This window comes from Mesorhizobium sp. NZP2077, from assembly GCF_013170805.1.
Taxonomy (GTDB): Bacteria; Pseudomonadota; Alphaproteobacteria; order Rhizobiales; family Rhizobiaceae; genus Mesorhizobium.
Map to the genome: position 1 here is coordinate 2,244,342 of NZ_CP051293.1, position 22,193 is coordinate 2,266,534.

At 60.0% G+C, this 22,193-nt stretch carries 22 protein-coding genes and 2 pseudogenes; 16 read left to right on the forward strand and 8 right to left on the reverse strand.

What is annotated here, in order from left to right; all coding sequences use genetic code 11:
* The first annotated feature begins 180 nt into the window (after window positions 1-180).
* Both HGP13_RS10955 and HGP13_RS10960 read left to right on the forward strand, forming a co-directional pair.
* Entirely contained in the window at window positions 181-1,146 is a 966-nt protein-coding gene (locus tag HGP13_RS10955) for a LysR family transcriptional regulator (RefSeq protein WP_109658921.1), read from the forward strand.
* Between the two features lie 118 nt (window positions 1,147-1,264).
* Window positions 1,265-1,714, forward strand: coding sequence for a serine hydrolase (locus HGP13_RS10960; RefSeq protein ID WP_281411000.1), 450 nt, complete (start codon window positions 1,265-1,267; stop codon window positions 1,712-1,714).
* Between the two features lie 255 nt (window positions 1,715-1,969).
* On the opposite strand, the gene HGP13_RS10965 is transcribed toward HGP13_RS10960, so the two are convergent.
* Window positions 1,970-3,229, reverse strand: coding sequence for an ROK family transcriptional regulator (locus HGP13_RS10965; RefSeq protein WP_109658922.1), 1,260 nt, complete (start codon window positions 3,227-3,229; stop codon window positions 1,970-1,972).
* A gap of 269 nt (window positions 3,230-3,498) precedes the next feature.
* On the opposite strand from HGP13_RS10965, the gene HGP13_RS10970 reads away from it, so the two are divergent.
* From HGP13_RS10970 to HGP13_RS11005, 8 genes are all read left to right on the forward strand, one after another.
* Complete coding sequence (locus tag HGP13_RS10970) at window positions 3,499-4,962, forward strand: extracellular solute-binding protein (protein ID WP_109658923.1); 1,464 nt, start codon at window positions 3,499-3,501, stop codon at window positions 4,960-4,962.
* A 71-nt stretch (window positions 4,963-5,033) separates the two neighbouring features.
* Complete coding sequence (locus HGP13_RS10975; protein ID WP_109658924.1) at window positions 5,034-5,963, forward strand: sugar ABC transporter permease; 930 nt, start codon at window positions 5,034-5,036, stop codon at window positions 5,961-5,963.
* Window position 5,964: 1 nt separating this feature from the next.
* Entirely contained in the window at window positions 5,965-6,798 is an 834-nt protein-coding gene (locus tag HGP13_RS10980; protein WP_109658925.1) for a carbohydrate ABC transporter permease, read from the forward strand.
* A gap of 30 nt (window positions 6,799-6,828) precedes the next feature.
* Window positions 6,829-7,866 (forward strand): Gfo/Idh/MocA family oxidoreductase, encoded by a 1,038-nt coding sequence (locus HGP13_RS10985; protein WP_109661160.1) that lies wholly within the window; start codon window positions 6,829-6,831, stop codon window positions 7,864-7,866.
* Between the two features lie 66 nt (window positions 7,867-7,932).
* On the forward strand, window positions 7,933-9,099 hold the full coding sequence (locus HGP13_RS10990) for an ATP-binding cassette domain-containing protein (RefSeq protein WP_109661162.1): 1,167 nt from the start codon (window positions 7,933-7,935) through the stop codon (window positions 9,097-9,099).
* Window positions 9,100-9,572: 473 nt separating this feature from the next.
* Window positions 9,573-10,175: a phospholipid N-methyltransferase PmtA gene (pmtA, locus tag HGP13_RS10995; RefSeq protein ID WP_172225036.1), complete on the forward strand. Its 603-nt coding sequence runs from the start codon at window positions 9,573-9,575 to the stop codon at window positions 10,173-10,175.
* 152 nt (window positions 10,176-10,327) lie between these two features.
* Window positions 10,328-10,603, forward strand: coding sequence for a DUF982 domain-containing protein (locus HGP13_RS11000; RefSeq protein WP_109658927.1), 276 nt, complete (start codon window positions 10,328-10,330; stop codon window positions 10,601-10,603).
* Window positions 10,604-10,830: 227 nt separating this feature from the next.
* A complete protein-coding gene (locus tag HGP13_RS11005; RefSeq protein WP_109658928.1) occupies window positions 10,831-11,079 on the forward strand; it encodes a DUF982 domain-containing protein in 249 nt (82 codons plus the stop codon).
* A 198-nt stretch (window positions 11,080-11,277) separates the two neighbouring features.
* Here the strand turns inward: HGP13_RS11005 and nadC are convergent, their stop codons facing one another.
* The 4 genes from nadC to HGP13_RS11025 form a co-directional block, all read right to left on the reverse strand.
* Complete coding sequence (gene nadC, locus HGP13_RS11010) at window positions 11,278-12,132, reverse strand: carboxylating nicotinate-nucleotide diphosphorylase (protein ID WP_109658929.1); 855 nt, start codon at window positions 12,130-12,132, stop codon at window positions 11,278-11,280.
* Window positions 12,132-13,673, reverse strand: a complete 1,542-nt coding sequence (locus HGP13_RS11015) for an L-aspartate oxidase (protein ID WP_109658930.1) — start codon at window positions 13,671-13,673, stop codon at window positions 12,132-12,134. The genes nadC and HGP13_RS11015 overlap by 1 nt, the downstream gene beginning before the upstream one ends.
* Window positions 13,670-14,644, reverse strand: a complete 975-nt coding sequence (gene nadA, locus HGP13_RS11020; RefSeq protein ID WP_109658931.1) for a quinolinate synthase NadA — start codon at window positions 14,642-14,644, stop codon at window positions 13,670-13,672. Before nadA ends, HGP13_RS11015 begins: the two co-directional genes overlap by 4 nt.
* Before the next feature lie 67 nt (window positions 14,645-14,711).
* Window positions 14,712-15,533, reverse strand: coding sequence for a hypothetical protein (locus tag HGP13_RS11025; protein ID WP_245951604.1), 822 nt, complete (start codon window positions 15,531-15,533; stop codon window positions 14,712-14,714).
* Here HGP13_RS11025 and HGP13_RS37785 point away from each other — a divergent pair.
* The 3 genes from HGP13_RS37785 (at window position 15,504) to HGP13_RS11035 (ending at window position 17,305) form a co-directional block, all read left to right on the forward strand.
* Window positions 15,504-15,644, forward strand: coding sequence for a hypothetical protein (locus tag HGP13_RS37785; RefSeq protein ID WP_245951606.1), 141 nt, complete (start codon window positions 15,504-15,506; stop codon window positions 15,642-15,644). The genes HGP13_RS11025 and HGP13_RS37785 overlap by 30 nt on opposite strands.
* 696 nt (window positions 15,645-16,340) lie before the next feature.
* Window positions 16,341-16,799: an antitoxin Xre/MbcA/ParS toxin-binding domain-containing protein gene (locus HGP13_RS11030; protein ID WP_246707330.1), complete on the forward strand. Its 459-nt coding sequence runs from the start codon at window positions 16,341-16,343 to the stop codon at window positions 16,797-16,799.
* Entirely contained in the window at window positions 16,796-17,305 is a 510-nt protein-coding gene (locus HGP13_RS11035) for an RES domain-containing protein (RefSeq protein WP_109658933.1), read from the forward strand. The genes HGP13_RS11030 and HGP13_RS11035 overlap by 4 nt, the downstream gene beginning before the upstream one ends.
* 190 nt (window positions 17,306-17,495) lie before the next feature.
* Here HGP13_RS11035 and HGP13_RS11040 read toward each other — a convergent pair.
* From HGP13_RS11040 to HGP13_RS11050, 3 genes and pseudogenes are all read right to left on the reverse strand, one after another.
* Window positions 17,496-17,627 (reverse strand): annotated as a pseudogene (locus HGP13_RS11040) (IS6 family transposase); the annotation flags it as partial.
* Between the two features lie 92 nt (window positions 17,628-17,719).
* The gene (locus HGP13_RS11045; RefSeq protein WP_245951608.1) at window positions 17,720-18,571 is read right to left on the reverse strand and encodes a TIM barrel protein; all 852 of its coding nucleotides are present in this window, start codon (window positions 18,569-18,571) and stop codon (window positions 17,720-17,722) included.
* Between the two features lie 101 nt (window positions 18,572-18,672).
* Window positions 18,673-19,704: a LacI family DNA-binding transcriptional regulator gene (locus tag HGP13_RS11050; protein WP_109658934.1), complete on the reverse strand. Its 1,032-nt coding sequence runs from the start codon at window positions 19,702-19,704 to the stop codon at window positions 18,673-18,675.
* A gap of 228 nt (window positions 19,705-19,932) precedes the next feature.
* Between HGP13_RS11050 and HGP13_RS37790 the strand changes: the two are divergent.
* The 3 genes and pseudogenes from HGP13_RS37790 to purU all read left to right on the forward strand — a co-directional run.
* Window positions 19,933-20,139, forward strand: a pseudogene (locus tag HGP13_RS37790) (fatty acid desaturase); the annotation flags it as partial.
* 300 nt (window positions 20,140-20,439) lie between these two features.
* The gene (locus HGP13_RS11055) at window positions 20,440-21,240 is read left to right on the forward strand and encodes a 3-methyl-2-oxobutanoate hydroxymethyltransferase (RefSeq protein WP_109658936.1); all 801 of its coding nucleotides are present in this window, start codon (window positions 20,440-20,442) and stop codon (window positions 21,238-21,240) included.
* Window positions 21,237-22,130, forward strand: coding sequence for a formyltetrahydrofolate deformylase (gene purU, locus HGP13_RS11060; RefSeq protein WP_109658937.1), 894 nt, complete (start codon window positions 21,237-21,239; stop codon window positions 22,128-22,130). The genes HGP13_RS11055 and purU overlap by 4 nt, the downstream gene beginning before the upstream one ends.
* Window positions 22,131-22,193 lie beyond the last annotated feature (63 nt).

Sequence of the window (22,193 nt, forward strand, 5' to 3'; positions counted from 1 at the left end):
CTGTGATGAGTAGAAGTCTGAATATATATTTCATGCCGGCACCTGCCCCGTGCCGTCTGAGTGCGCATTCCATTCCCGAAATTTTTCTTGAAGGTCTTGCGCCTTCCATGACAGCCAGGAGACCAAAGAAAGTGTGTCTTCGCAATTGAAAAAAAGTTCGGGATGATGTTACATCATGTAATGGAAAAATTGAGACGCTCCTTGCCATCCATGAACGGCCTCTTTACTTTCGAAGCCGCCGCGCGCTGCGGCAATTTTTCCAGGGCAGCGCAGGAGCTGAACGTGACGCCCGCGGCCGTCAGCCGTATGGTTGCACGGCTGGAAGAGCATCTCGAGACGACGTTGTTTGTGCGTCAACCTGGCGGAGTCGGCCTGACCGAATCTGGACGGCTGCTGTTTGACGCGATTGCCAGAGGGTTTTCAGTCATCGAAAATGCCTTACGCGAGATCGAGGATCGCCGCATCGGCATTCAAACGGTGTCGCTGTCGGTTTCGACCGGGTTCACCACCCACTGGATGATGCCGCGCATGGCAGATTTCAAAAAGGAGTTTCCGGCTGTCGATCTGCGTTTTCAGCTGGTCATGGGCGCGCTCGCGGGGCCGGTGAACGATGTGGATCTCGGAATGCGCTTCGTCGGTGGATCGGACGAGCGACATGAGGCCGTCTTCATCATGCCGGAAATCCTCATCCCCATCTGTAGCCCCTCCTACAGAGAAAGCCATGGTTCGGAGGCAACCGATGTGAAGCGGATGCCCGACACCACGATCAATCTGAGTGACGCGCAGCCGAACTGGTCCAGTTTATTCTCCCCACTGAACGAGGGTGACGCTGTCAATTCGATGATTTTTTCCGACTATGCCATCGTCGTTCAGGCCGCATTGCTCGGGCAGGGCGTGGCGCTCGGTTGGCTGAACGTCATTGCCCACTGGCTTCGGACGCAGGCTCTGGTGCCGGCGCGCGAGCAGCTCATGATTACGGGCCGCCAGTGCCATCTCGTCCGCCTGCGCGACAAACCCGCACGCCCAATCGTTACGCAGGTAAGGGACTGGATGATTGGCGAACTGAATGCCGACATTGTAGCGGTTGATGCGCTTTATCCAACGCTTGGGCTAAAGTCGGCAGGCCGTTCAAAATCCACCGAGTGATCCGCCCACATGCATAGATTGCAGCATTCGCTTTTGAAGGTTCGCTCATTTCTATAAGCCTGCCTAAAAGACTGGCGCTCAGGCGAAATCCATTTAAGCGAGCATTGCCGCGCTCTCGATCGTTCAACGCCACGCCGGTCCGGGACGATCTGCGGGTAGATGGCGACAAAAGGCCGGCTATGATCTGGGTGACGGCGGGTTCAATGCGACTCTTCGCGACTATGCTCGTTTCGCCCTGCTGCATCTTCGCGGCGGCGAGATCGATGGCCGGCGTATCGTGTCGACCGAGTGGATTGCCGGGACACGGTTCGGTGCTGACCCGACACTCTTCGGCGGCGTCTATCAAGAGGTTCTACCCGCCGGGGCATATCACAACCAGTTCTGGATCGAAGATACCGCACGCGGCGTCTATATGGCCCGCGGCGTCTTCGGACAACTGATCTACATCGACCCGGTGGCGGATTTCGCGGCGGTTGTCCTGTCGAGCTGGCCGGAATTCGTCAGCTCGACGAGGATGCGGACAGCGCTGGCGGCGGTCAGGGCTATCCGAGGGGCGCTGTCGTCGTAGCGAGCGGGCTATTCCCCGTTCGGGTCCGCAGCCGCGCTGGCTGCCCGGGATCGTCCAGACGCGGAGCGTGTGACATGGGACACGCCGATGTGGTCGGCCATGGCCAGTTCGTGCTGGCGCGGCTGAGGGATCGACCCCATCAAGCGAAAGAAAGCTGCCGAAAAGCGGCAAATTGAACTCGAGCAGCCTCCCAAGGCGCCGATGCTCTAGCTTGATGACTGTTCACGCGACTATGGGTAATCATTGTCACCTGCTCTAGATGACCACCTTCAGGTGACTCGATAGCACCAAACCTGCCGCCCCTCGCAGTGCCGTGTGGCCCTCGCCAATACCGTTCACTGTGATGGAAATTTCCTGGTTTGGTCTCATCATCACCAGTTGTTCGACGTGCTGCCTGACACGCTCTGCAGCCATTTGGCCGCCGCCCGCGACGTCGCCATGAAGGACATAGGAGTTAAGAGATAGCGTCTGCTGCAGGTTGACGATTCCGAAAGCCACATTTCGAGTGTAGCGGTCGAGGAGGGCATCTGCCGCCTTCGACCCGTCGTCCGCCTCTTTCACAAGACGCGCGCATGTAATGTTGCCCGGATCCCGCAACCCCAGTCGGCCAGCCTCTCGTCGTAGCCAAGGCAAGGCAGCCACCGTTTCCCAGCAGCCGCGTTTACCGCAATTGCAGGCCTCGCCATCGATTTGAACGACGGAATGGCCAAGTTCGCCGCCAGAGCCGGCAAGCCCACGATAGACCTTCCCCTCGATATAGAACGCTCCTCCCAGAACCTCCCCGGTGTAGATCGCCGCGAAGGTCTGCAGTCCGCGCCCAGGTCCAAACCATCGGTCGCCGACAAGCAAGGCCCGGGGGTGGTGATCAATGACGACTGGTAGCGAGAAATGTTCCTGCAACAGGTCTACCAGGGGCAGTCCCGTCAAAACAGGCGCGAGATTTACGGCAAGGATAACGCCATTGTCACTGTCGATCATTCCCGCCGAGGCAACACCAATCCCAAACGGTGCCTGAGGGGCTTGAGAAAGCGTCGACGAAAGCGTTTCCCTCATTACCGACAGGAAGGCATCCCTGTCGCCAAGCGGATCGAATTCGGTTTTCATATGCGCCTTGATTTCCCCGGTCAGCGTTACAAGGCACGTCTGGATCTTACCGGGAAGAAGGAGCACCGCTCCGAGCATGGGAGCATCAGGATTGAAGAAAAGCGGGCGGGCAGGCTTGCCCCCTTTGACGTCCGAAGGGGCTGCGTCCCCTTCTACCAGGAGTTTCTCCTCAATCATCGGCTGAACGATGCCGGTTATCGTCGTACGGTTCACCCCCGCGAGGCGCGCCAGGTCCACGCGGCTTTTGGGCCCATTGTCATACAAAGCCTGCAACACGCGCCCGCGATTGATGGCACCGAGAGTCAATTGCGAGATAAGGGTCACGTTGGTGCCAGCCTCGCCAGGCGCAACGTCTTTGGTGGAGAGCGTGCGGCGGCCTAACGAGTAGGAGGGCTGGTTCTCGAATTTCAACTTACATCTCCAGTTTGGCCCGTTGGACTTTGTACGCTGCGGCGTTGTGCCCGACCAGTATACCCTATGGGCTCTGGGGGGCGCGCTTTCCAACTTCGACGCCAAATTGCGTCCTGCTAATTTTCATCATGACGGCTTCTTGACAGTATCATAGGTTTGTGCGAAGTACAAACTAACTGCTGAAAAGGCAGATCGAGGGACGACCGCAAGCTCCTGGCACAAGCATGTGCAGGGCCGGATCGGATTAAAAGCAACTGGAGGAGTGTCCAATGCCCATTGATATCGCAAACATTTCGCGCCGCAACATGCTGAAAACCGTATCCGCCGCGGCTCTCGTGGCCGGCGTCGGGACCCTGTCTGCTCCCCGGCGCGCCGCCGCACAAGACGCCAACTCGGTTCGCGTCCTGTCGGTTGAAGACCCGTTCTTCTTTGCAATGAAGGCGATGGTTCCCGAATACGAGAAGGAAACCGGCATCAAGGTCGAATTGGAAAGTCTTTCCTATGACGCGCTGCAGTCGCGTCTTGTGTCCTCCTTTGTTGCCAAAACTTCCGATGCCGACGTCATTGTCGTCGATCAGATGTGGCTTGGGCAGTATCTGGACAACGGTTGGATCGTGTCGCTCAGCGATTTCATCGCCAAGGATGGCGATATCGACCTTTCGGACTTCATCCCCGAGGTCCTCTATTCGTGCAACATGTGGCGCGGCCAGATCGGGACTTTGCCGATCGCGGCGTATGCGCAGGGCGTCATGTACCGCAAGGACATGTTCGACGAGTTTGGGCTTGCCGCACCGCCGACGCAGACGTCGGAAGACTGGACCTGGACGAAATACGTCGAGACCTTGCAGTCGCTGGAAGGCAAGTCCTTCGGCGGGCAACCGGTTTTTCCGACAGTGGTTTGCGGCTCGCAACCTTCGCCGATTGTGCACATGTTTACCCAGCTCTCTGTGAGCCACGGTGCGAACTGGTTCAAATCATTCCCGGCCGCTCCATGGGACTTTGCTCCGCAACTGACGGACCAGGCCTGGATCAAATCCGTCGATATCTACCGTCAGCTCTACAAGCTCTCGCCGCCTGAGGCGATCAATTACGTGTGGTTCGACGCCGGAACCCGCTTCGCCAAGGGCGATGTAGGCATGTTCTACTGGTGGACCCCATATTTCTACCTGATCAAGAACTCCGGCTACATGACTGGCAAGAAGTCCGACGTCATGGGCAAGTATGCGACGGCGGCCCTGCCGAAGGCCGAGGGTGTGCCTCAGACTGTCAGCGTAGGCGGCTACAGCCTCGGTATTCCTTCCAGCTCTGAGCGGCAGGACGCAGGCTTCGCTTTCATCAAGTGGGCAACGTCGAAGGCGACCCAGAAGAAGATGGCTCTTTGGCCTGATCTCAATTACCAGTTCTCCGACTTCGCCCGTGCTTCACTCTACCAGGATAAGGAGGTGAAGGCTGTTTATCCCTACCTCGATGTCCAGTACGCAATGATGAAGCAAGGCAACGGCAAGATCACGCGCCCGCCCGTCCCTGGTTACACGGCCATTGAAAGCGTACTGGGGCTCACGTTGAACCAACTCCTCACCGGGACGGAGGATCCAAAGACTGCCCTTGAGCGGACCAACAGCCTGTTCGAGAGCATCCTGAAGGGCAATCTCATGATCCCTTATCAAAAGGAAAGCTTCGCCGACTCCTTGGATGGTGCCAAGGCCCTGATCGGCAAGCTTGGCAAGAAGTAATACAGTTCTCCTCGTGCCGGCGCGACAGTGCTCGCGCCGGCGAAACGGGTGAAAAAGAACTGGATCTGGCAATGCCCTTTACGACCGTTCGCTCGCCGCATGCCCTCGGACTTGGCAGGAAGAGCTTTGTCCGCAAAAATCTGCCGTACCTGCTCATTGCGCCTTCGGTCGTAATGCTGCTTGCGCTGATCGCTTACCCCTTGCTGTTCGCGCTGAGGTCGAGCTTTTACTTCTGGAACCTGCAGATCGGGCCGCAGCCGCTCGCCTTCGTCGGCGTCGAAAACTATGTTCAGGCCTTCAATGCCTTCGATTTCCGCGCTTCGCTTGGCAACACGCTGATCTTGTCAACAATGGGAACGGCAATTGAGTTTGGACTTGGGCTGACGATCGCGTTGATCCTGCTCAAGGCCCTGCCTGGCATGAACGTCGTGCGTGCCTTGCTGATCCTGCCGACGACAATTGCCCCAATCGTCGTCGGCTTTCTGTTCCGCTATCTCTACGATCCCGGTGGCGGCCTGCTGGTCTGGGTGCTGCAGTCTTTGTGGCTACCCGTCCCGGCGCAAGGAATACTCGGGTCACCGTCCACGGCGCTCGCCGCCATTCTTTTCGTCGACATCTGGCAGTGGACACCCTTCTTTGCCATCGTGCTCTACGCCAGCCTGCTGGCTGTCCCCGACGAGATCATCGAGGCCGCGCGGCTGGATCGCGCGTCACCCTGGACGATCCTGTTTCGGATCAAGCTGCCGCTCATCAAGCGCACCGCGATTATCATCGTCATGCTGCGCTTCATGCAGATATTCAACACCTTCGACACGGTGCTCGTGCTGACACGCGGCGGACCGGGCACATCCACGCGCACCCTCGGTTATTCGCTCTACGAGCAGGGTCTCGTGAATTTCAACATCGGTCTCGTCAGTGCAATGACGTGGATCACGGTGCTGATCGTCAACATCATTGTCGCCCTCTATGTCTTCGTCGCCTTTCGCCATGAGGAGTGGTGAGATGTCCCGTCGCCGAACCAGTTTCTACACAGCAGCAACCTACGCTGCCGGCCTTCTCTTCCTGGCGATTTTTGTCGGGCCGATTTTGTGGTTTATCGCTCTTGCGATCCGCCCTGCCGAGACCGCCTTCACAATGCCGCCTTCACTATCCTTCGAGCCAAATCTCGACGCGTTCCGGCATATTCTCGTCGATCCAGGCACCAACGCGCCTCAACTGGCGAATAGCCTGATCGTCGCCATTGGCGCGGTGTTGCTCAATCTGCCTTTCTCGGTTCCGGCCGCCTATGCACTGTCCCGTTTCAAGCTGCGCGGCAAGAAGAACATCATGTTGTGGTACCTCGGCCTTCTGATGGCCCCGCCGATTGCGTTCTTGATTCCGTATTTCATCTTGATCACGCGTATCGGTCTCCAGGGCTCCTACTTCTCCATGGTTTTGGTTCTGCAGACGCTGACGATCCCGTTTTCCGTGTGGCTGATGAAAAGCTTCATTGATGAGGTACCGGCGGAATTGGAAGAAGCTGCCCGCGTAGACGGCGCCCGCTGGTACACGATCATGTGGCGCATTACGCTCCCCATCGTTCGTCCCGGGATCATTGTCACGTCCATGTTTGCATTCGTGTTTGCATGGAACAATGCCGCGTTTCCGCTGGTCCTGAGTTCGCGCTCGACCGCCACCCTTCCGATCGGAACACTTGGCTACTTCGCCACCAGCGGCGTGACATGGAATTACATCGCCGCCGCTGCCGTGCTGGCAATGATCCCGCCGATGATAATCTTCCTGGTTTTCGATCGATATGTCGTACGAGGCCTCACCTTTGGCTCGGTGAAAGGCTGACCTTCCCTTGTTTGAATGGAGTAAATGGAAATGAGCAAATTGCGCATGGGCGTCATCGGCGCGGGCCTTTGGGGCAACAATCACGCTCACACTTTCAAGGTGTTGCCGGAAACCGAGCTGATCGGCGTCTGCGACCTCGACGAGGGCAGGGCTCTCAAAATGAAGGACACTTTCGGGGCGGCCCGGGCGTTCACCGATTACATGAAGCTGATTTCCAGTGACGATATCGATGCGATATCGGTAGCAACACCGGATTTTACCCATGCGCCGATCGTTCTCGCAGCACTCAAGGCCGGCAAGCATGTTCTCAGCGAAAAGCCACTGGCCACGACCGTGAAGGAAGCAGAGGAAATCGCCGAGGCTGCCGCCAGGTCCTCGGGCAAGCTGATGGTGGACTTTCACAACCGTGTAAATCCCATCCTCACCCAAGTTCGCGACATGATCCAGGACGGCCAAATCGGTCTTGCGAAACATGGAAACGCGCGTCTTTCCAACACGACGTTTGTGCCCTTTGAAATGCTGAGCTGGGCTGCGAAGTCTTCCGCGCTGTGGTTCCTGGGCAGCCATCTCGTCGATGTCTTGCGCTTCATTCTCGCTGACGAAGTCGTGCGCGTCTATTCGGTTGCTCGCTCAGGCACGCTGTCTGGCCGCGGCGTGGACACGAAGGATTTCCATGTATCGATCCTCGAGTTCTCCAAGGGGACGGTCGTGACCATGGAAAACAGCTGGATCCTGTCGCGAGACAATCCTTCCCTGGTTGACTTCAAGATCGAGTTTGTCGGTGAAAAGGGCCAGATCCAGGCCGATCCCACCCACAATGGCGGCCTGCGTCGCATTGGGGAGGGAGGTTTGAAGTACAACGACTATATCGGCATAACCCCGACCGGCGAGACCCGCATCGGTGGCTTTGTTCTCGAATCCATTGCCCGCTTCGTCGACAGCGTGGTGCGCGGTGCTCCATTGCTGGCCGATGCGCAGGACGGTCTGGCAAACACCAGGATCTTGGCGGCGATCGAGGAGTCTGTCGCCAGCGGCAAGGCTGTAGACATCGCCAGCGCCGGAGCCTGAACACACAGGGGCTTGCTGTCCCACGGGGACGGCTGGCCTCGCCCACTGATGCTGCGGAGTAGTTTTATGGCGTCTATGACCTTTGACGGAGTTGGCAAGACGTACCCGGACGGGACCGTTGCCGTCGCCAATGTGAGCTTTGCGATCGCCGACGGAGAATTCGTGGTCTTGGTCGGCCCGTCGGGTTGCGGCAAGTCAACCTTGCTGAGAATGGCGGCGGGCCTCGAAACGCTGAATAGCGGCCGACTGCTGATGGGTGACAACGATGTCACCGAAAACGACCCGCAGGATCGGGATATAGCCATGGTGTTCCAAAACTATGCGCTGTATCCGCATATGACCGTTTATGAAAACATGGCTTTCGGCTTGCAACAGCGCAAAATGCCAAAGCAAGAGATCGACAAGCTTGTGCGGGTTGCCGCCGAAATGCTCGATCTAACCCGCCACCTGGGGCGCAAGCCAGGCGCCTTGTCCGGCGGCCAGCGCCAACGTGTCGCCATGGGCCGTGCTATTGTTCGCCATCCGATGGCCTTCCTTATGGATGAGCCTTTGTCCAATCTTGATGCGAAGCTTCGCGTGCAAATGCGAGGTGAGCTCAAGCTACTCAATCAGCGTCTGGGTGTCACGACGCTCTATGTAACGCATGATCAGGTCGAGGCCATGACCATGGGAGACCGCGTTGCGGTGCTCAAGCCGGTGCGCAATGGCCTGGAAAGCAATCTTCAGCAGCTCGACACACCGCAAATGCTGTACGACAAACCAGTCAATCTGTTTGTCGCCGGATTTATCGGCTCCCCGGCCATGAACTTCGTGCGCATCGAGCTCGGGGGAGAAGCCGGTTCCCCGATCGCCACAATAGTGGGGACAAGCATATCCTTTCCTGTGTCCGCTGGGCCGGCACTTTCCCGCTGTATCGGCCGACAGGTTATTGCTGGAATTCGCCCCGAAATGTTCCAGGTTTGTGCGGAACATGAGGCGTTGTTCAACGAGAAGATCCCGGTTGCGGAAGCACTTGGGGCCGATACGTTCATTTTTTTCGACATCACGTCCCCACCGGTGAACGTCAACGATGCGGAAGACACCGAAGACTTCCCGCACAAGGGCAAGAACCGCCTTGTGGCGCGGATCCCTCCGGCCCTGACTCCAGCTCCTAATCAGCGCCTGGCTCTGACTGTCGACAAGGAGAAGCTGCATTGGTTCGACCCGGTAACGGGAGCCGCAATCCGTGACTGATAGCGCACGCAACACATATCCCAGCTAGGGGATCTAACCCTTTCTCTTGCCCTCCCAGGCACCTTGGCTGTCGTCGAACACGATTTCGGCGGCAGCCATTTTTTCAAAAGCAGGACATCGAACGATCTCAACCTGAACACCCATGTCCCGAGAGCAATGGCTTGGAGGAGTGGCTTGCGAAACGCGTTTCCGTTGTCGGCAAGTTCATTGCCGTCATGGCTGTCTTTGGCGCCTCGAGAGCTTGTTGAGGAAGCCAGGCGATTTTCCGAGGTCGCGTGCTGCTCTCCTTAATCTGTGCGCAGAGGATCGACAGTCCGCCGCCCCTCCTTCAGACCCCCACAATGAGACAATGAAACGCCGCGAAAAATCAGTCTTCCCACGAGCGGGGTCCGTCGTATTCAGGCTTGTAAATGTCGCAAAACTTGTACAAACGTTCCGTCGTCAACGCGACCCAGGAATAGCCTGAGCAGGGAATGGATATGGTCTTTCGGTTGAAACAGCGCATCGGCAGGAAATTCGAAGAAGAGATTCAATTCTTCAGGGGCTGGCAAAAGGATAAGAAAAGAGTGGGCGCGCTCATGCCAACGTCCGCTCATGCCGCGCGCCGCATGGCAAGTGTGATTAATCCGGCGTCCGGCATGCCAGTTCTTGAACTCGGTGCAGGAACCGGCGTCATCACCAAGGCCATCCTGGAAAGAGGCATCGAGCCGCAGCAGCTGATTTCGGTCGAATATTCGAAGGATTTTTATGATCGACTGACGCGACGTTTTCCGGATGTGGATTTTCGTTTGGGCGATGCATTTGCGCTGGGTGATGTCCTGGCGGAGCGGTCCCGCGAACAGTTCGACTGTGTTATAAGCGCCGTGCCGCTGTTGAGTTTTCCAATGGTGCAACGCGTGGCCTTGCTTGAGGATTTGCTGGCCCGAATTCCTGCTGGAAGACCCGTGATGCAAATCACCTATGGGCCCTTGTCACCAGTGGTCAAAATGCCGGACCGCTACATCGTCTCTCATTATGATTTCGTCGTCCGCAACATTCCGCCTGCACAGCTGTGGACCTACACACGGGCACTCTGACGAGGCAGGAAGAAGGGGTTTTGGCAAGTCGGGCTGAAGCGGCAAATGCCAGCGCCAGCGAGCTTGTTCCCTTGAATCATGGCTGCTGGCCGGGTGGCTCTCCATGGGATACGGCTTTCCGAAACGAGGGCTGAGTGTATGGGGAGGCACGAATGAACTTTGAGGTTTTCAGCAGCCCCATTTTCGTGAAGCGAGCGACCTATCTGGTGCAAGAGATTGCCAGCCTTGCGGACGCTATCGACTTTCTCGATGGGTGGCCCGAAGATCGCAGGGACCAGGCCCATGAAACCGCCCTTCGGGCATGCCATGACGCCTATGGTGGGCATGCATCGGTAAGCGCTGCCTGCAATGCCCTTATCGGCTTTGCGAAGCGAGCCTCGGTATTGGAGGATCCAACCGCCGCTATGCAATGGATTGCTGCAATGTAAAACAGGCAGTGGATAAATGTAGGCGTAGGCTTTCATGAAGTATGCGATACCACCAGAGGCGTCATTGAGTTCTATAGCGGGCCACATCCCACACTAGCAAACATGAGCGAGACAGCGCAGATCGTGATCGCCTGGGCAGCGATCACGTTTGGGCGGGACCCGGCCGAAATTTCGGCTGCAGACATCAGTGCGGGCAAAGGCCTGTCGCCAGCGCTGGAGGGGGAGTGATGATGGGCTTGAACAGATTTGAGAGGCCAGTCGTTGTCCAGGTCAGCCGTCATGGCGCGGAGCGTATTGTGGTCGACGTCAATGATGCGGCCACTATCCTGCTGCGGGATCTCCATCGTCAGACCGAGAAGCGCAAGGTGGCAATGGACGCCTGTCTGCAGGTGTTGCGAGGTGAGGCCCATCCACCGGCCGCTCGGCGGGCTTTTGTCGCAGCCGCGCTCGAAGCAAAGATTCTACGCAGCGATTGAAGGCCAGGGCGGCCGCCAAAAGGGCAGATTTGGGATGGGCGATTTTTGATCACCCATAGATAGCTGCTGTTTGAGCCATGCAGCCGACGAGAAAGGTGGTGGATATTCTTTCGAGAGCGGATCCTTAAAGCGTAGCTTGCGCATTCCGCCCGCCCGGAGTGGAAAAATCTCGCAGACAGGCGGCGTCAGGCTCGACGTTCAAGGCTCACGACAGTCGAGCCCGATATCAAGGATTGGTGCGCTATGGGTCAACCAACCGATGGAAATCAGATCAACGCCTGTCGCAGCCACGGCCGGTGCCGTCGTCAGGGTTATCCTACCCGACGCCTCGGTGACCGCCCGGCCGGCAACCGTAGCCACCGCCTGACGTAGCTCGTCGAGCGACATATTGTCGAGCAGCACTGCGTCTGGGGCGAGGGCCAGGACCACTTCCAACTGGGCCAGCGTATCGACCTCGACTTCGATCTTGACGAGATGGCCGACGCTCATTCTGGCCCGCTCGATGGCCGGGCGAATTCCACCGGCGATGGCGATGTGGTTGTCCTTGATCAGGATGGCATCGTCGAGGCCGAAGCGGTGGTTGGAGCCACCACCGGCGCGCACGGCGTATTTTTCGATCGCCCGCAAACCAGGTGTCGTCTTGCGCGTGCAGACGATCCTTGCGCCGTGGCCGCGGACCGCCGCGACGACCGATGCCGTCGCCGTGGCGATGCCGCTCAGATGACAGAGAAAATTGAGCGCCGTCCGCTCCGCGGTGAGGATGGCCCGGGCCGGACCGCTCATCGAGGCAATGATCTCGCCTTGCGCGACGTCGCTGCCGTCCGGCCGATGCACGGTCATTTCGACTGTCTGGTCGATGAGGCGGAAGGCGAGCATCGCCAGGTCGAGGCCGGCAACTATTCCCGCTTGGCGTGCCGACAGCACGGTCGTTGTCCGAAGGTCCTTCGGCACGATGGCGTCGGTGGTCAGGTCGCCGGCCCTGCCGAGGTCCTCAAGCAGAGCTGCACGCACCAGAGGCTCGAGCATGATCGCAGGAGGTGGTGACAGGTTCATCAGATGACGCCTTCCAACTCGGGGGAGGATGCGAGTTCCCGCGCGGCGGCAATGGCCGCTTCGAGGGTGATTTGGGAGCGGCGAGCGAGGGTTGCATGATGCGGAAAGTCGGTCCGGAAATGAGCCCCGCGGCTTTCCCGGCGCCGCAAGGCGGCTATCGCAATCATCAGCCCGACGGCGGCGGGATCGGATGCCGCATCGTGCCGCTGCGACAGCGGCAGCAAGGCCTGTGCAGCTTCTTTCAACCCTTCGCCATCTCTTGTGACGCCGAGGGCACGCGACAGGAGAGGGCGCACAGGTCCTGGATCTGGCGCGGGTAGGTGAGGTACCATGGCTAGCTTTCCGCCGCCGTCAGGCGAACCGGCTACACTCTCGGCGGCCCAGCGCGCGCAGGCGACGGCCTCGGTCAGCGAGTTGCTGGCGAGCCGGTTGGCGCCGTGCAACCCGGTCGAGGCGACTTCGCCGCAAGCCCAAAGTCCCGGAACGGAAGTGCGCCCGTCCCGATCCACGGCGACGCCACCCATGTGATAGTGCTGGGCAGGGCGAATGGGAATGAGATCACGCGTCGGATCGATGCCGGCCCTGGCGCAGGCCGATGCAATCGTCGGGAACTGGCGCGCGAATGCCGAGCCGGGCTTTTCCCGCACATCGAGAAAGACGCCATGGCCGTTTGCCAGGTGCCTCCAGACGGCGCGCGCGACGATGTCACGTGGTGCGAGTTCCGCGCCTTGCAAGCCGTCGAGGAAACGTCGGCCCGTCTCGTCGACGATCACAGCGCCTTCGCCGCGAACCGCCTCGCTGATGAGCGTCATGGGGCGGTTCGATCCATCGAACGCGGTCGGGTGGAACTGGATGAATTCCATATCGGCAAGGACAGCCCCCGCGCGGGCCGCGAGCGCCAAGCCCTGTCCGCAACTGCCCAGAGGATTGGTGCTGTCGACAAACAACCCGCCGATCCCGCCGGTGGCGAGGACGGCCCGTCCCGTGGTGAAGAACGCTGGGCCTTTCGGACCGCTCGCCAGAACACCGGCGATCTTGCCGTCCACCACCGCGAGCCGGCGCGCTTCGAACCCCTCGACGACCTCTATTGTCGGCGTCGAACGGATGGCCGCGACCAAGGCACGCATGATTTCGCGCCCGCTGCCGTCGCCGCCGGCATGAACGATGCGGCGCCGGCTGTGCGCGGCCTCCAGTCCGAGACGCACCGTCCCATCCGGCATGCGGTCGAAGCGGACCCCGAAGCCCGCCAATGTCTCGATCGCGCCCGGCGCCGCATTGAGGATCCGGCTCGCCATCTCCCTGTCGCAAAGGCCATCGCCTGCGGCGAGCGTGTCGGCAAGGTGGAGTGCTGGATCGTCGTCGTCGCCGAGGCTTGCGGCGAGGCCGCCCTGTGCCCAGGTGCTGGAGGCGTCAGCACCCAATGGCGTCCTGGACAGGAGAAGCACCGGCTCGGGCGCCAGATGCAGCGCGGTCATCAGCCCGGCTATGCCGCCGCCGATGATCACCGGCCGGCCGGCGAGATGGTGGACGTCCATGCTCATACGGCCAGCATCCGCTCGACGGACAGCCGCGCGCGACCGGCGATTTCGGGTGCGATGGTCACGACATGGCGGTTCTGCTCGAGCGCCGTACGGATGTTGGCTAGCGTTATCCGCTTCATGTGCGGGCACAAATTGCAGGGGCGGATGAACTCGACCTCGGGATGCTCCACCGCGACATTGTCGCTCATCGAGCACTCGGTCATCAGCACGACGCGCGGCGGCTTTTGCCTTCCGACATAATCCGACATGGCGGCAGTCGAACCGGAAAAGTCAGCTTCCGCAACCACTTCCGGCGGGCACTCGGGATGCGCCAGCACCGTCACCCCGGGATGGCTTTCGCGCAACTCGCGGATGTCGGCAGGCGTGAAGCGTTCATGCACCTCGCAATGCCCTTTCCAGGCGATGATCTCCACCTCGGTCTGGGCGGCGATGTTCTGGGCCAGGTATTCGTCGGGCAGCATGATCACCCGGGGGACGCCGAGGGACTCGACGACCGCCTTGGCATTGCCGGAGGTACAGCAGATGTCGGACTCGGCTTTTACTTCGGCCGATGTGTTGACGTAGGTGACGACCGGCACGCCCGGATAGCGTTGCCGCAGCAGACGGATGTCCACGGCGGTGATCGAATCCGCCAGCGAACAGCCTGCGCGCAAGTCAGGGATGAGTACCGTCTTCTGCGGGTTGAGCAGCTTTGCCGTCTCGGCCATGAAGTGGACGCCGGCCAGCACAATGACATCCGCGTCGACGGTCATCGCCTTGCGGGCGAGCGCCAGGCTGTCGCCGACGATGTCGGCAACACAGTGGAAGATCTCCGGCGTCTGGTAGTTGTGCGCCAGGATGACGGCATTTCGCTGCCGCTTCAGATCGAGGATGGCCTCGATATCGCCGGCGAAGGCTGGCCACTCGATGGACGGGATGACCCGCCTTACTCGGTCATAGAGAGCGGCTGTGGGCGTGGAGGCGTTGAACATGCCTTACCTTCATTATGCTCGTATTGAGTATAATAGAGGTATATGCTTAACTTGAGCATATTGAATGTCAAGCGCGTGAAAGTGGCAATTTCGTCCCTGCGACAGTTCGTTCCGCCTGAACCGTTTGGCGGAAGCGGAAGCGTTTGGCCGGAGGCCCTCGTGTTTCAGACACGGTCTCGCCTGTTTCCTCGACCAGATCCTGCTGTTCGATGAGACGCCGGAAATTCTGCTTGTGCACGAGCCGGCCGGCGAGCGCCTCAACGGTGCGCTGCAACTGCAGCAGCGTGAATGCCGGCGGCATCAGTTCGAACACGACGGGTCGGTACTTGATCTTGGTCCGCAATCTGGCGATCCCGGTCGCCAGAATGCGGCGATGGTCGGCGATCATCGACCGGCCAGCAATGGACAGCGGATTGCCTTTGTCCCAACTGCGCGTGGCCTCGGCCACCAACGCGGCTTCATAGAGCAGTTCGTATCGCTGCAGGGCGAGTTCCTCGTTCCAGCCACGGTCATCCAGGCCAAAGGCGAATTCCACGCGCAGACCGCGATCGCGGCGGATGTTCGGGTCTTCTGCCTCTTCAGCCCAAGCCAAAAGTCCTGGCACGACGGTATCAGGCAGTATAGCCGGTACGCCGGCACGGTGATCTTCCCACGGAAAATAGTCGTACCAGCTCCGCCAGCCGTGCGCCGACCTGTCGGACTGCTCTTCGCGCGCAAGGCCGAGATAGCTGATCGAAATCTGCACGCGCTCGTCGGCGGTTCGGTCGCGGTCGGCAAACGTATAGAGCTGTTCGATATAACCGAGCGGGTGACCGGTCTGGCGCTCTACCCACGCCCTCAGACCGGACTGGAGGGATCGATGGCCAAGTTCAAAGGGACCGGACGGCAAGGCTTGGGCCTCCCCGATGGTCAAGACGCGCGGCTCGCCGTCGGTCACGGCTATCACTACGGCGATCAGGTCGGCATCAACAACGTGGCGTTGGCCGTTTCTACCAGCTGATCTCCTGGCCTGTGTTGATTTGACTTCCATAGGCTTTGACTGATTTCCGGAGAATGAGGAACCCGATCTGGGCAACCCGGGCGAAAGTGAGCTGCAGTTCTCCGCTCGTCAACGCTCCCCAGGACGGTGCAATCGATAACCTCATGGTCTTTGCCCTCCGCAACTTCACAAATCTATGCCAAATGCGACAGCTAGCGCGAGGAAACGCTCGGGCGCCACGAGTGTGGTTGGATGGCTTCTGCTTGTTGCAGCGGGCGCGAGCCATACTTCGGTCCATGCCACTGACACGCAGCGCGGCGATGCACTGCGCGCGCAACTGCCGCGACATCCCGTTCGTCCAACCACTGTGGCGTCACGCAGGAGCCGACCCAGAGATCACTTGTGTGCCACCTGGCGCGGGGCAGCGCTTTTGGAGCCTAGATCAAACGTTTCTCAGCGACAGAACCCTCTCGAGCACCGTCTGGCCGTCGGCGTCATGCCCTGCTTTTGCCCATTAAGACCCGGTTCGATCGGGCAGCGACGGCCGCCGTCTTTCTCTTCGCAGACCAATGCCTCGTCTGCCCCGGTTGTTTTCGGGGCAGGTGCTCGGCCTTCAAGATCAATTCACACGCGCTTGAAATCATGCGACAGCCGTCGTATCTTAGGCGACACGTGACACAGAAGGTGCGCATGACAGCCACAGCGGATAAGGCCCCTATGGAAGCGGGAGGCAGTGATCTCCAGAGGGTGGAGGCACTGCTCGGCGGATCTCGGGTCTTGTCGCGTCGATTGACCAGTGCCCTTGATGCGCATGAACTGCTTCTACTCGGCCTGCCGGCCTCGGCGCTAAATCACCTCGTCGGACAACTGGTCTTCATCAACAAGACGGCGTCGCTCGAAAAGGCCGTTGGTATGAGCCTGCGAACCTGGCAGCGCCGCAAAGACGCTCCCTCCAAGCCCCTTAGCCAGGAGCAGAGCGGACGGACTTGGAAATTCGCAGAGATCCTGGCGAAGGCGACGGATGTGCTCGGCACGCAGGCGGAAGCTGAACAATGGTTGGAGCGCCCGGCGATCGGTCTCGACCAGCGCCGTCCGATCGATCTGCTGGGCACTCCCGCCGGCGTGGAACTGGTCGAAGACTATCTGGAGCGGCTTGCATACGGCGTCTATGCATGACGCCTCTGCCGATGGCGCTCGGAGGAACGGAACTCATTGCGTGGCGGCTCGACCAGGCCGTCCATGCCGCGATATGGAATAGCGGCGAAGGTGCCTATCGGGTCGGCGGCCGCTGGAACAGCAAGGGCGTAAGAGCTGTGTACTGCTCGGTCGATCCCGCCACGGCCATCCTTGAGGTCGCCGTGCATAAGGGTTTTCGCGCCCTCGACACAGTTGCCCACACATTAACAGCCGCTGTCCTCAGCGATCCATCGGCTATCCATGTCGTCGATCCTGCAAGCGTGCCCAATCCGAACTGGCTGCGCCCCGGCATACCAAGCGCGGGTCAGCAGGCATTCGGGGATGACCTCCTGATGAAACATCCCATCATAGCTATGCCAAGCGCGGTCTCTTCATATAGCTGGAACATCATCTTCGTGGCGAGCGTAGCGGCATCTTCCTACACGCTTAAGTTCCAGGAAGCTTTTGCCCTCGACACAAGGCTGCATCCCCCGGTCAGCAAATAACATAGGGGTGGGTGCAATCTTCACAGGCCTCCCGCCCGACCAGTTGGTGAAGCTAGGTACTGGCTCATTCTGAGCATGTCGTGTCCCCGCTACATTGCAGGCGCGCAGCAGGGCGTCACCAGCACACGGTAATCTGCCTGGTTTTGTTGCAACCGCTCAAGGAAGCGCAGAGAGGTCTGACGCAAGGCCATCACGCGGCAACGATTTTGAACCGCTCGGACGGGGATGGATCCGGATTGAAGGCGAAACTCACCTGTTGCTTGCGCATCATGTGAACCATTTCGATGCCATTTAGGATGATTGCGGCTGCACGCAAGGCAGGATCAACGACCGGTCGAATTGGCGGCCCTTGAACGTCCAATCCTTCGAAAATGTCGCCATAGCGCTGGTAGTCAAAACGTTGCAACACATCGCTTACAGCCGGGCTCGAATGAAAGCGATGCTGTTGGCGAGCGCGCGTGCGGGGTCATCGAGTTCATGGACGGCCGGCGAGAATGGCTCGAAGGAGAGGGGGCCGGCGTAGCCCGCGCTTTGCAATGCACGAATCTGGCCGATATTGTCGAGTCGGTCTTTCTCATCCACCAGCACGCGATGCGGGTCGCGCATGTCGTCGATCCCCACTTCCTTATCGGCGACACCCGATATGTGGACGAGGCCGGTCATCTCCGCAAACAGCGCCGGCTCTCCAGCGAGGAAATGATGAAATGTGTCGTGCACCAGCCCGAAGGCGCCCACGCCATCGATGTCCGCGATGGCGTCTGCCGCCTCTCGTTTGGAGCGCAGGGAGCAGATGGCGAAGCCCAGCGGCTCGACCAGGCCAACCACGCCGCGGTCACTCAGGATCGGCTTCAGGCCGCGAAGGGCAGTCCTTGCGTTCTTCTGACGTTCCCCGTCCGCCCGTCCCGAGCCATCGTTGACCGGAACGAGGACCAGCGCTGCCGCGCCTGCGGCCTGCGCATAGTCGGCGAGGGCGATCGCCTCGGCTTCGCGGGCCGGCGTCCATTCGTTGAAGCGCTGCAGCGCGTTGATGCTGATCAGGGACACTCCCGCATTGCGGGCTTGACTGCCGATTTCGACCGCGGGCGTGCCGTCCATGATGGCGTTGCCTGCAAGATCGTTGCGGATTTCCGCCTGCGCCACACCCACCTTGCGGCAGAGCGCGAAGAACGCGTCCGAGCGCAGCGAGGGCGCTACCATATGGTTGAGTGCGAACGACGGCAATCGAGCAACTGGCATCCGATATTCCCTCCCGTTGATGCCGGTCATTTCCCCGGCGCGGCTGCCGATCCCATCATCTGGCGGCAGGATACAGTCAACTCGTCGTGATGAGTTTCTATCATCCATGATAGATTCTATAGCAGAGGCGCCTAGATATTTTCCGGCACGTGGATGTCGAAGGGCAGGAAGGTCTGTCCCGGGGCGTTGGCGGCGCCGTCCTTGATGGCATGCGCCATGAGATTGACGAGATCGCTGCTCAGCCGCGCCAGTGGCGTTGCGAACACCATGGTGATGATGTTGTTGGCGAGTGCGGCGCGTGACTCCGGCGTTATCTCGTTGCAGATCAAGACTGGGGGATGGGCAGGCATGGCCGCTCTCAACGCAGTGATAGCGCCTTCCATGCCGCCGCCAGCTACATAGCATCCGACGAGATCGGTATGCCTCTCGAGCAGGTCGAGCATCGCATGGTGGGTTAGATCGGCCGTTTCGAGATTGACCAGCGTCTCAAGCACAGTGAATTCCGGTGCGTGCTCCCGGAAATAGGCGCGCACGCCGATCTCGCGTAGCTCTTGGCCGTGAAAGCGGTGACTGCCGACAAAGACCGCGACCTTGCCAGGCCGGCTGGCGCACTGCGCGATCATCCACGCGGCGGTGCGTCCTACCTTGCGGTTGTTGAGGCCTACATAGCCTTCCCGTACGCCGGGAGCGAAATCCGACAGAAGCGAAAACACCGGAATACTGCGGGCTTTCAAGCTCTCCACGGCGACCGTGATCGTCGGATGATCGGGGCTAACCAAGGCAATGGCATTCGTTTTTGCTGCCAGTTTCTCCAGATGGACGACGATGTCCTCGGGAGCCTGGCTCGACCAGAAATCGACAACCGGAATTCCGCGGAACCGCGGCGCATTGGTCGCCGCGGCCTCCAATTCGCGCGCGAACTCCTGGTAGAAATGCTGCTCGGGCTTCTGCAGAAGAAAGCCCAGCCGGTATTCCGGGAGATCTTGCCGGATCCGCTGCTTGATCAGGGTCACGGCGTGGTAGCCGATGACGGTCGCCGCCTCATAGACCCGCTGCGCTGTTTCCTCGCGCACCGGCAGGCGGTTGTTCAAAACCCTGTCGACCGTCGCCACGCTAACCCCGGATGCCCGGGCCAAATCCGAAACCGTTGGGCGCTTGGCCAAGGCAGTCTCCTTTTGAGGACTTCGAAGGAATGATAGTATATGATAGAAAAATTGCAAGTGGCGTTGATGGAAATGAATGAATTTGGTAGTTCTCTTGCAGGAAAGCTTATCAGTGTTGGTTCCAGCCGGAAAAGGAAGGTCATGCTCAGCGCAGCCGCCGCAGCCGAAGACTATAGGCCGAAGAAACGACACTGCATTCTGATAGGGCGCGAAGCGCAGCGCGCCGGTGAGCACCACACGGTCCCGATGGGGTCGTGCCATACGCTGCCGAAGCTGAACTGTCTGATCAAACGCGACCAGCCGTCGCCGTCGGTCCCGACCGGCTGCCGCGAAATAATACCGGCCTTCCTGCGCCAGTTGCGCAACGAAGACTGCTTCATCAAGCGCGATCTGCCGCCGATGGCGCGGTCGTATCGCGAACAGTTCCACCCCGAAACCAACGTTGCCTCGGACCACCAGCCTCCCAAGGCTACGGAGGCGGCGGTCCGCCGCCGCCTCCGAACGTCGACCCACACAAGATCCGCTCAGGCGAAGGTGACCGATTGGATCGAGGCCTGCGGCGCAGGCGCCGGACGGACATCTGCCTTCGGCGAACGGCATCGCCCCCGGCCACGCCGTGGCCCGCGACATTCGCTTGGAATCAGGCAGGCGGCCGGGCCTTCGGAACTGACCTCGCTCTCGTGAAAACGAAGGCGTTGCTGGCGGCATGATTACGCAAAATGGGAGGGGCAGCCGATGAGCAGGAAGAGACCGACAGTAGCGGATATCCGCGCCATGAAAGGCAAATACCAGTTCACGATGATCCGCGTGGAGACGCTGGAAGAATTGGAGGCTGCCGAGAAAGCCGGCGTCGACATGGTCTCGGTGCCGCCGCAGATGATGGTTCTTCCCCATTTCCGCGAGGTTGCGCCAAGCCTGTTTGCGGTGCCGGGCGTCAATTTCTTCGAAGTCGGCACGGCGGACGATTTTGTGCACTGGGCTTTCGCGCTCTACAAGGCGAGCGCCGACGCCGTCTATTGCAGCGCCAGCCTGGCCACCGTGAAGCGGCTCGCTGACGAAGCCATACCTGTAATCGGCCATGTCGGGCTGATCCCGTCGCGGGCCACCTGGACAGGCGGCTTCAAGGCGGTCGGCAAGTCGGCCGAAAGCGCTCTCAAAATATTCGACGCGGTAAAGGCATACGAAGCGGCCGGCGCCTTTGGCGCGGAAATCGAGGTCGTCCCGGCCGAGGTCGCGGCCGCCATCAGCGAACGCACGTCGCTGTTCATGGTTTCCATGGGTGCTGGAACCGGCTGCGACTGCCAATATCTTTTTGGCGACGACCTATTGGGCCAAAATCGCGGCCACGTGCCAAGGCACGCCAAGGCCTATCGCAACTTCGCAGCCGAGTTAGACCGCCTCCAGCGCGAGCGCATCGCGGCGTTCTCCGAGTTCGCCGCCGACGTGCGCAGCGGCATCTACCCTGAGCAGCGCCACGTCGTCGGTATCGAAGCGGGCGAACTGCGCCGCTTCCTCGATGGCCTGCCTGTCTCATGAACGCTCACAGCGAAGAACCGCCCCACAGGGGCCACACCGTGGCGGACAAGATCCACGTCCTCAGCCTGTCGTGCGATGACCGCCCCGGCATCGTGGCCGCCGTCACCACCGAACTTGCGGCAATGGGCGCCAACATCGCCGAGAGCAACCAGTTCTGGGACCGCCAGACAAACCGCTTCTTCATGCGGATCGCCTTCGCGGCACCGGTCGGTGCGGTCAAGGATGATATCGAACGGGCGCTGAAATCGCCTGTCGAACGCTTCGGCATGAAGGCCAGTCTGATCGATCAGCGCCGTCGGCTAAAGATCATCGTCATGGTCTCGAAGTTTGACCACGCGCTGCTGCACATCCTCTACCAGATCAAGGTCGGATGGCTGAACGCTGAGGTTGCGGCGATCGTATCCAATCATGAAGACAGCCGCTGTAACGCCGAGTTGGCCGGCATCCCCTATCATTGCTGGCCGATTTCGAAGAACGACAAGACAAAGCAGGAGGAAAAGCTGCTCGAGTTGGTTCGCGAAACGGACGCCGAACTGGTCATCCTCGCCCGCTACATGCAGGTCTTTTCGGACGCTCTCTCCAAGCGCCTCTACGGCCGGGCGATCAACATTCACCACTCGTTCCTGCCGAGCTTCAAGGGCGCCAAGCCCTACCACCAAGCATTCGAGCGGGGCGTCAAGCTGATCGGCGCGACCGCCCATTATGTCACGCCCGACCTCGACGAGGGGCCGATCATCGACCAGGAGACCGAACGCGTGACGCATTCGATGAGCGCGGAAGATTTCGTGGCGGTCGGCCGCGACATCGAAAGCAGGGTGCTCGCGCGTGCGGTCAAGCTGCATCTCGAGACCCGCGTCATGCTCAACGGCCACAAGACGATCGTCTTCTGACCTTGGAGGCGCGGGTGAACATGGAATTCGTCACGGCAACGCTGTCACCGAGGCCTTGGCGCT

Coding starts and splice junctions, on each gene's coding strand:
- HGP13_RS10955 (WP_109658921.1), top strand. CDS start 181: ATGGAAAAATTGAGACGCTCCTTGCCATCCATGAACGGCCTCTTTACT.
- HGP13_RS11005 (WP_109658928.1), top strand. CDS start 10,831: ATGATGGGCTTGAACAGATTTGAGAGGCCAGTCGTTGTCCAGGTCAGC.
- HGP13_RS11045 (WP_245951608.1), bottom strand. CDS start 18,571: ATGACCGGCATCAACGGGAGGGAATATCGGATGCCAGTTGCTCGATTG.
- purU (WP_109658937.1), top strand. CDS start 21,237: ATGAACGCTCACAGCGAAGAACCGCCCCACAGGGGCCACACCGTGGCG.
- HGP13_RS10970 (WP_109658923.1), top strand. CDS start 3,499: ATGCCCATTGATATCGCAAACATTTCGCGCCGCAACATGCTGAAAACC.
- HGP13_RS10985 (WP_109661160.1), top strand. CDS start 6,829: ATGAGCAAATTGCGCATGGGCGTCATCGGCGCGGGCCTTTGGGGCAAC.
- nadC (WP_109658929.1), bottom strand. CDS start 12,132: ATGAACCTGTCACCACCTCCTGCGATCATGCTCGAGCCTCTGGTGCGT.
- HGP13_RS11015 (WP_109658930.1), bottom strand. CDS start 13,673: ATGAGCATGGACGTCCACCATCTCGCCGGCCGGCCGGTGATCATCGGC.
- nadA (WP_109658931.1), bottom strand. CDS start 14,644: ATGTTCAACGCCTCCACGCCCACAGCCGCTCTCTATGACCGAGTAAGG.
- HGP13_RS37785 (WP_245951606.1), top strand. CDS start 15,504: ATGGCCAAGTTCAAAGGGACCGGACGGCAAGGCTTGGGCCTCCCCGAT.
- HGP13_RS11055 (WP_109658936.1), top strand. CDS start 20,440: ATGAGCAGGAAGAGACCGACAGTAGCGGATATCCGCGCCATGAAAGGC.
- HGP13_RS11035 (WP_109658933.1), top strand. CDS start 16,796: ATGACGCCTCTGCCGATGGCGCTCGGAGGAACGGAACTCATTGCGTGG.
- HGP13_RS11030 (WP_246707330.1), top strand. CDS start 16,341: ATGGAAGCGGGAGGCAGTGATCTCCAGAGGGTGGAGGCACTGCTCGGC.
- HGP13_RS11000 (WP_109658927.1), top strand. CDS start 10,328: ATGAACTTTGAGGTTTTCAGCAGCCCCATTTTCGTGAAGCGAGCGACC.
- HGP13_RS10975 (WP_109658924.1), top strand. CDS start 5,034: ATGCCCTTTACGACCGTTCGCTCGCCGCATGCCCTCGGACTTGGCAGG.
- HGP13_RS10990 (WP_109661162.1), top strand. CDS start 7,933: ATGGCGTCTATGACCTTTGACGGAGTTGGCAAGACGTACCCGGACGGG.
- pmtA (WP_172225036.1), top strand. CDS start 9,573: ATGGATATGGTCTTTCGGTTGAAACAGCGCATCGGCAGGAAATTCGAA.
- HGP13_RS10980 (WP_109658925.1), top strand. CDS start 5,965: ATGTCCCGTCGCCGAACCAGTTTCTACACAGCAGCAACCTACGCTGCC.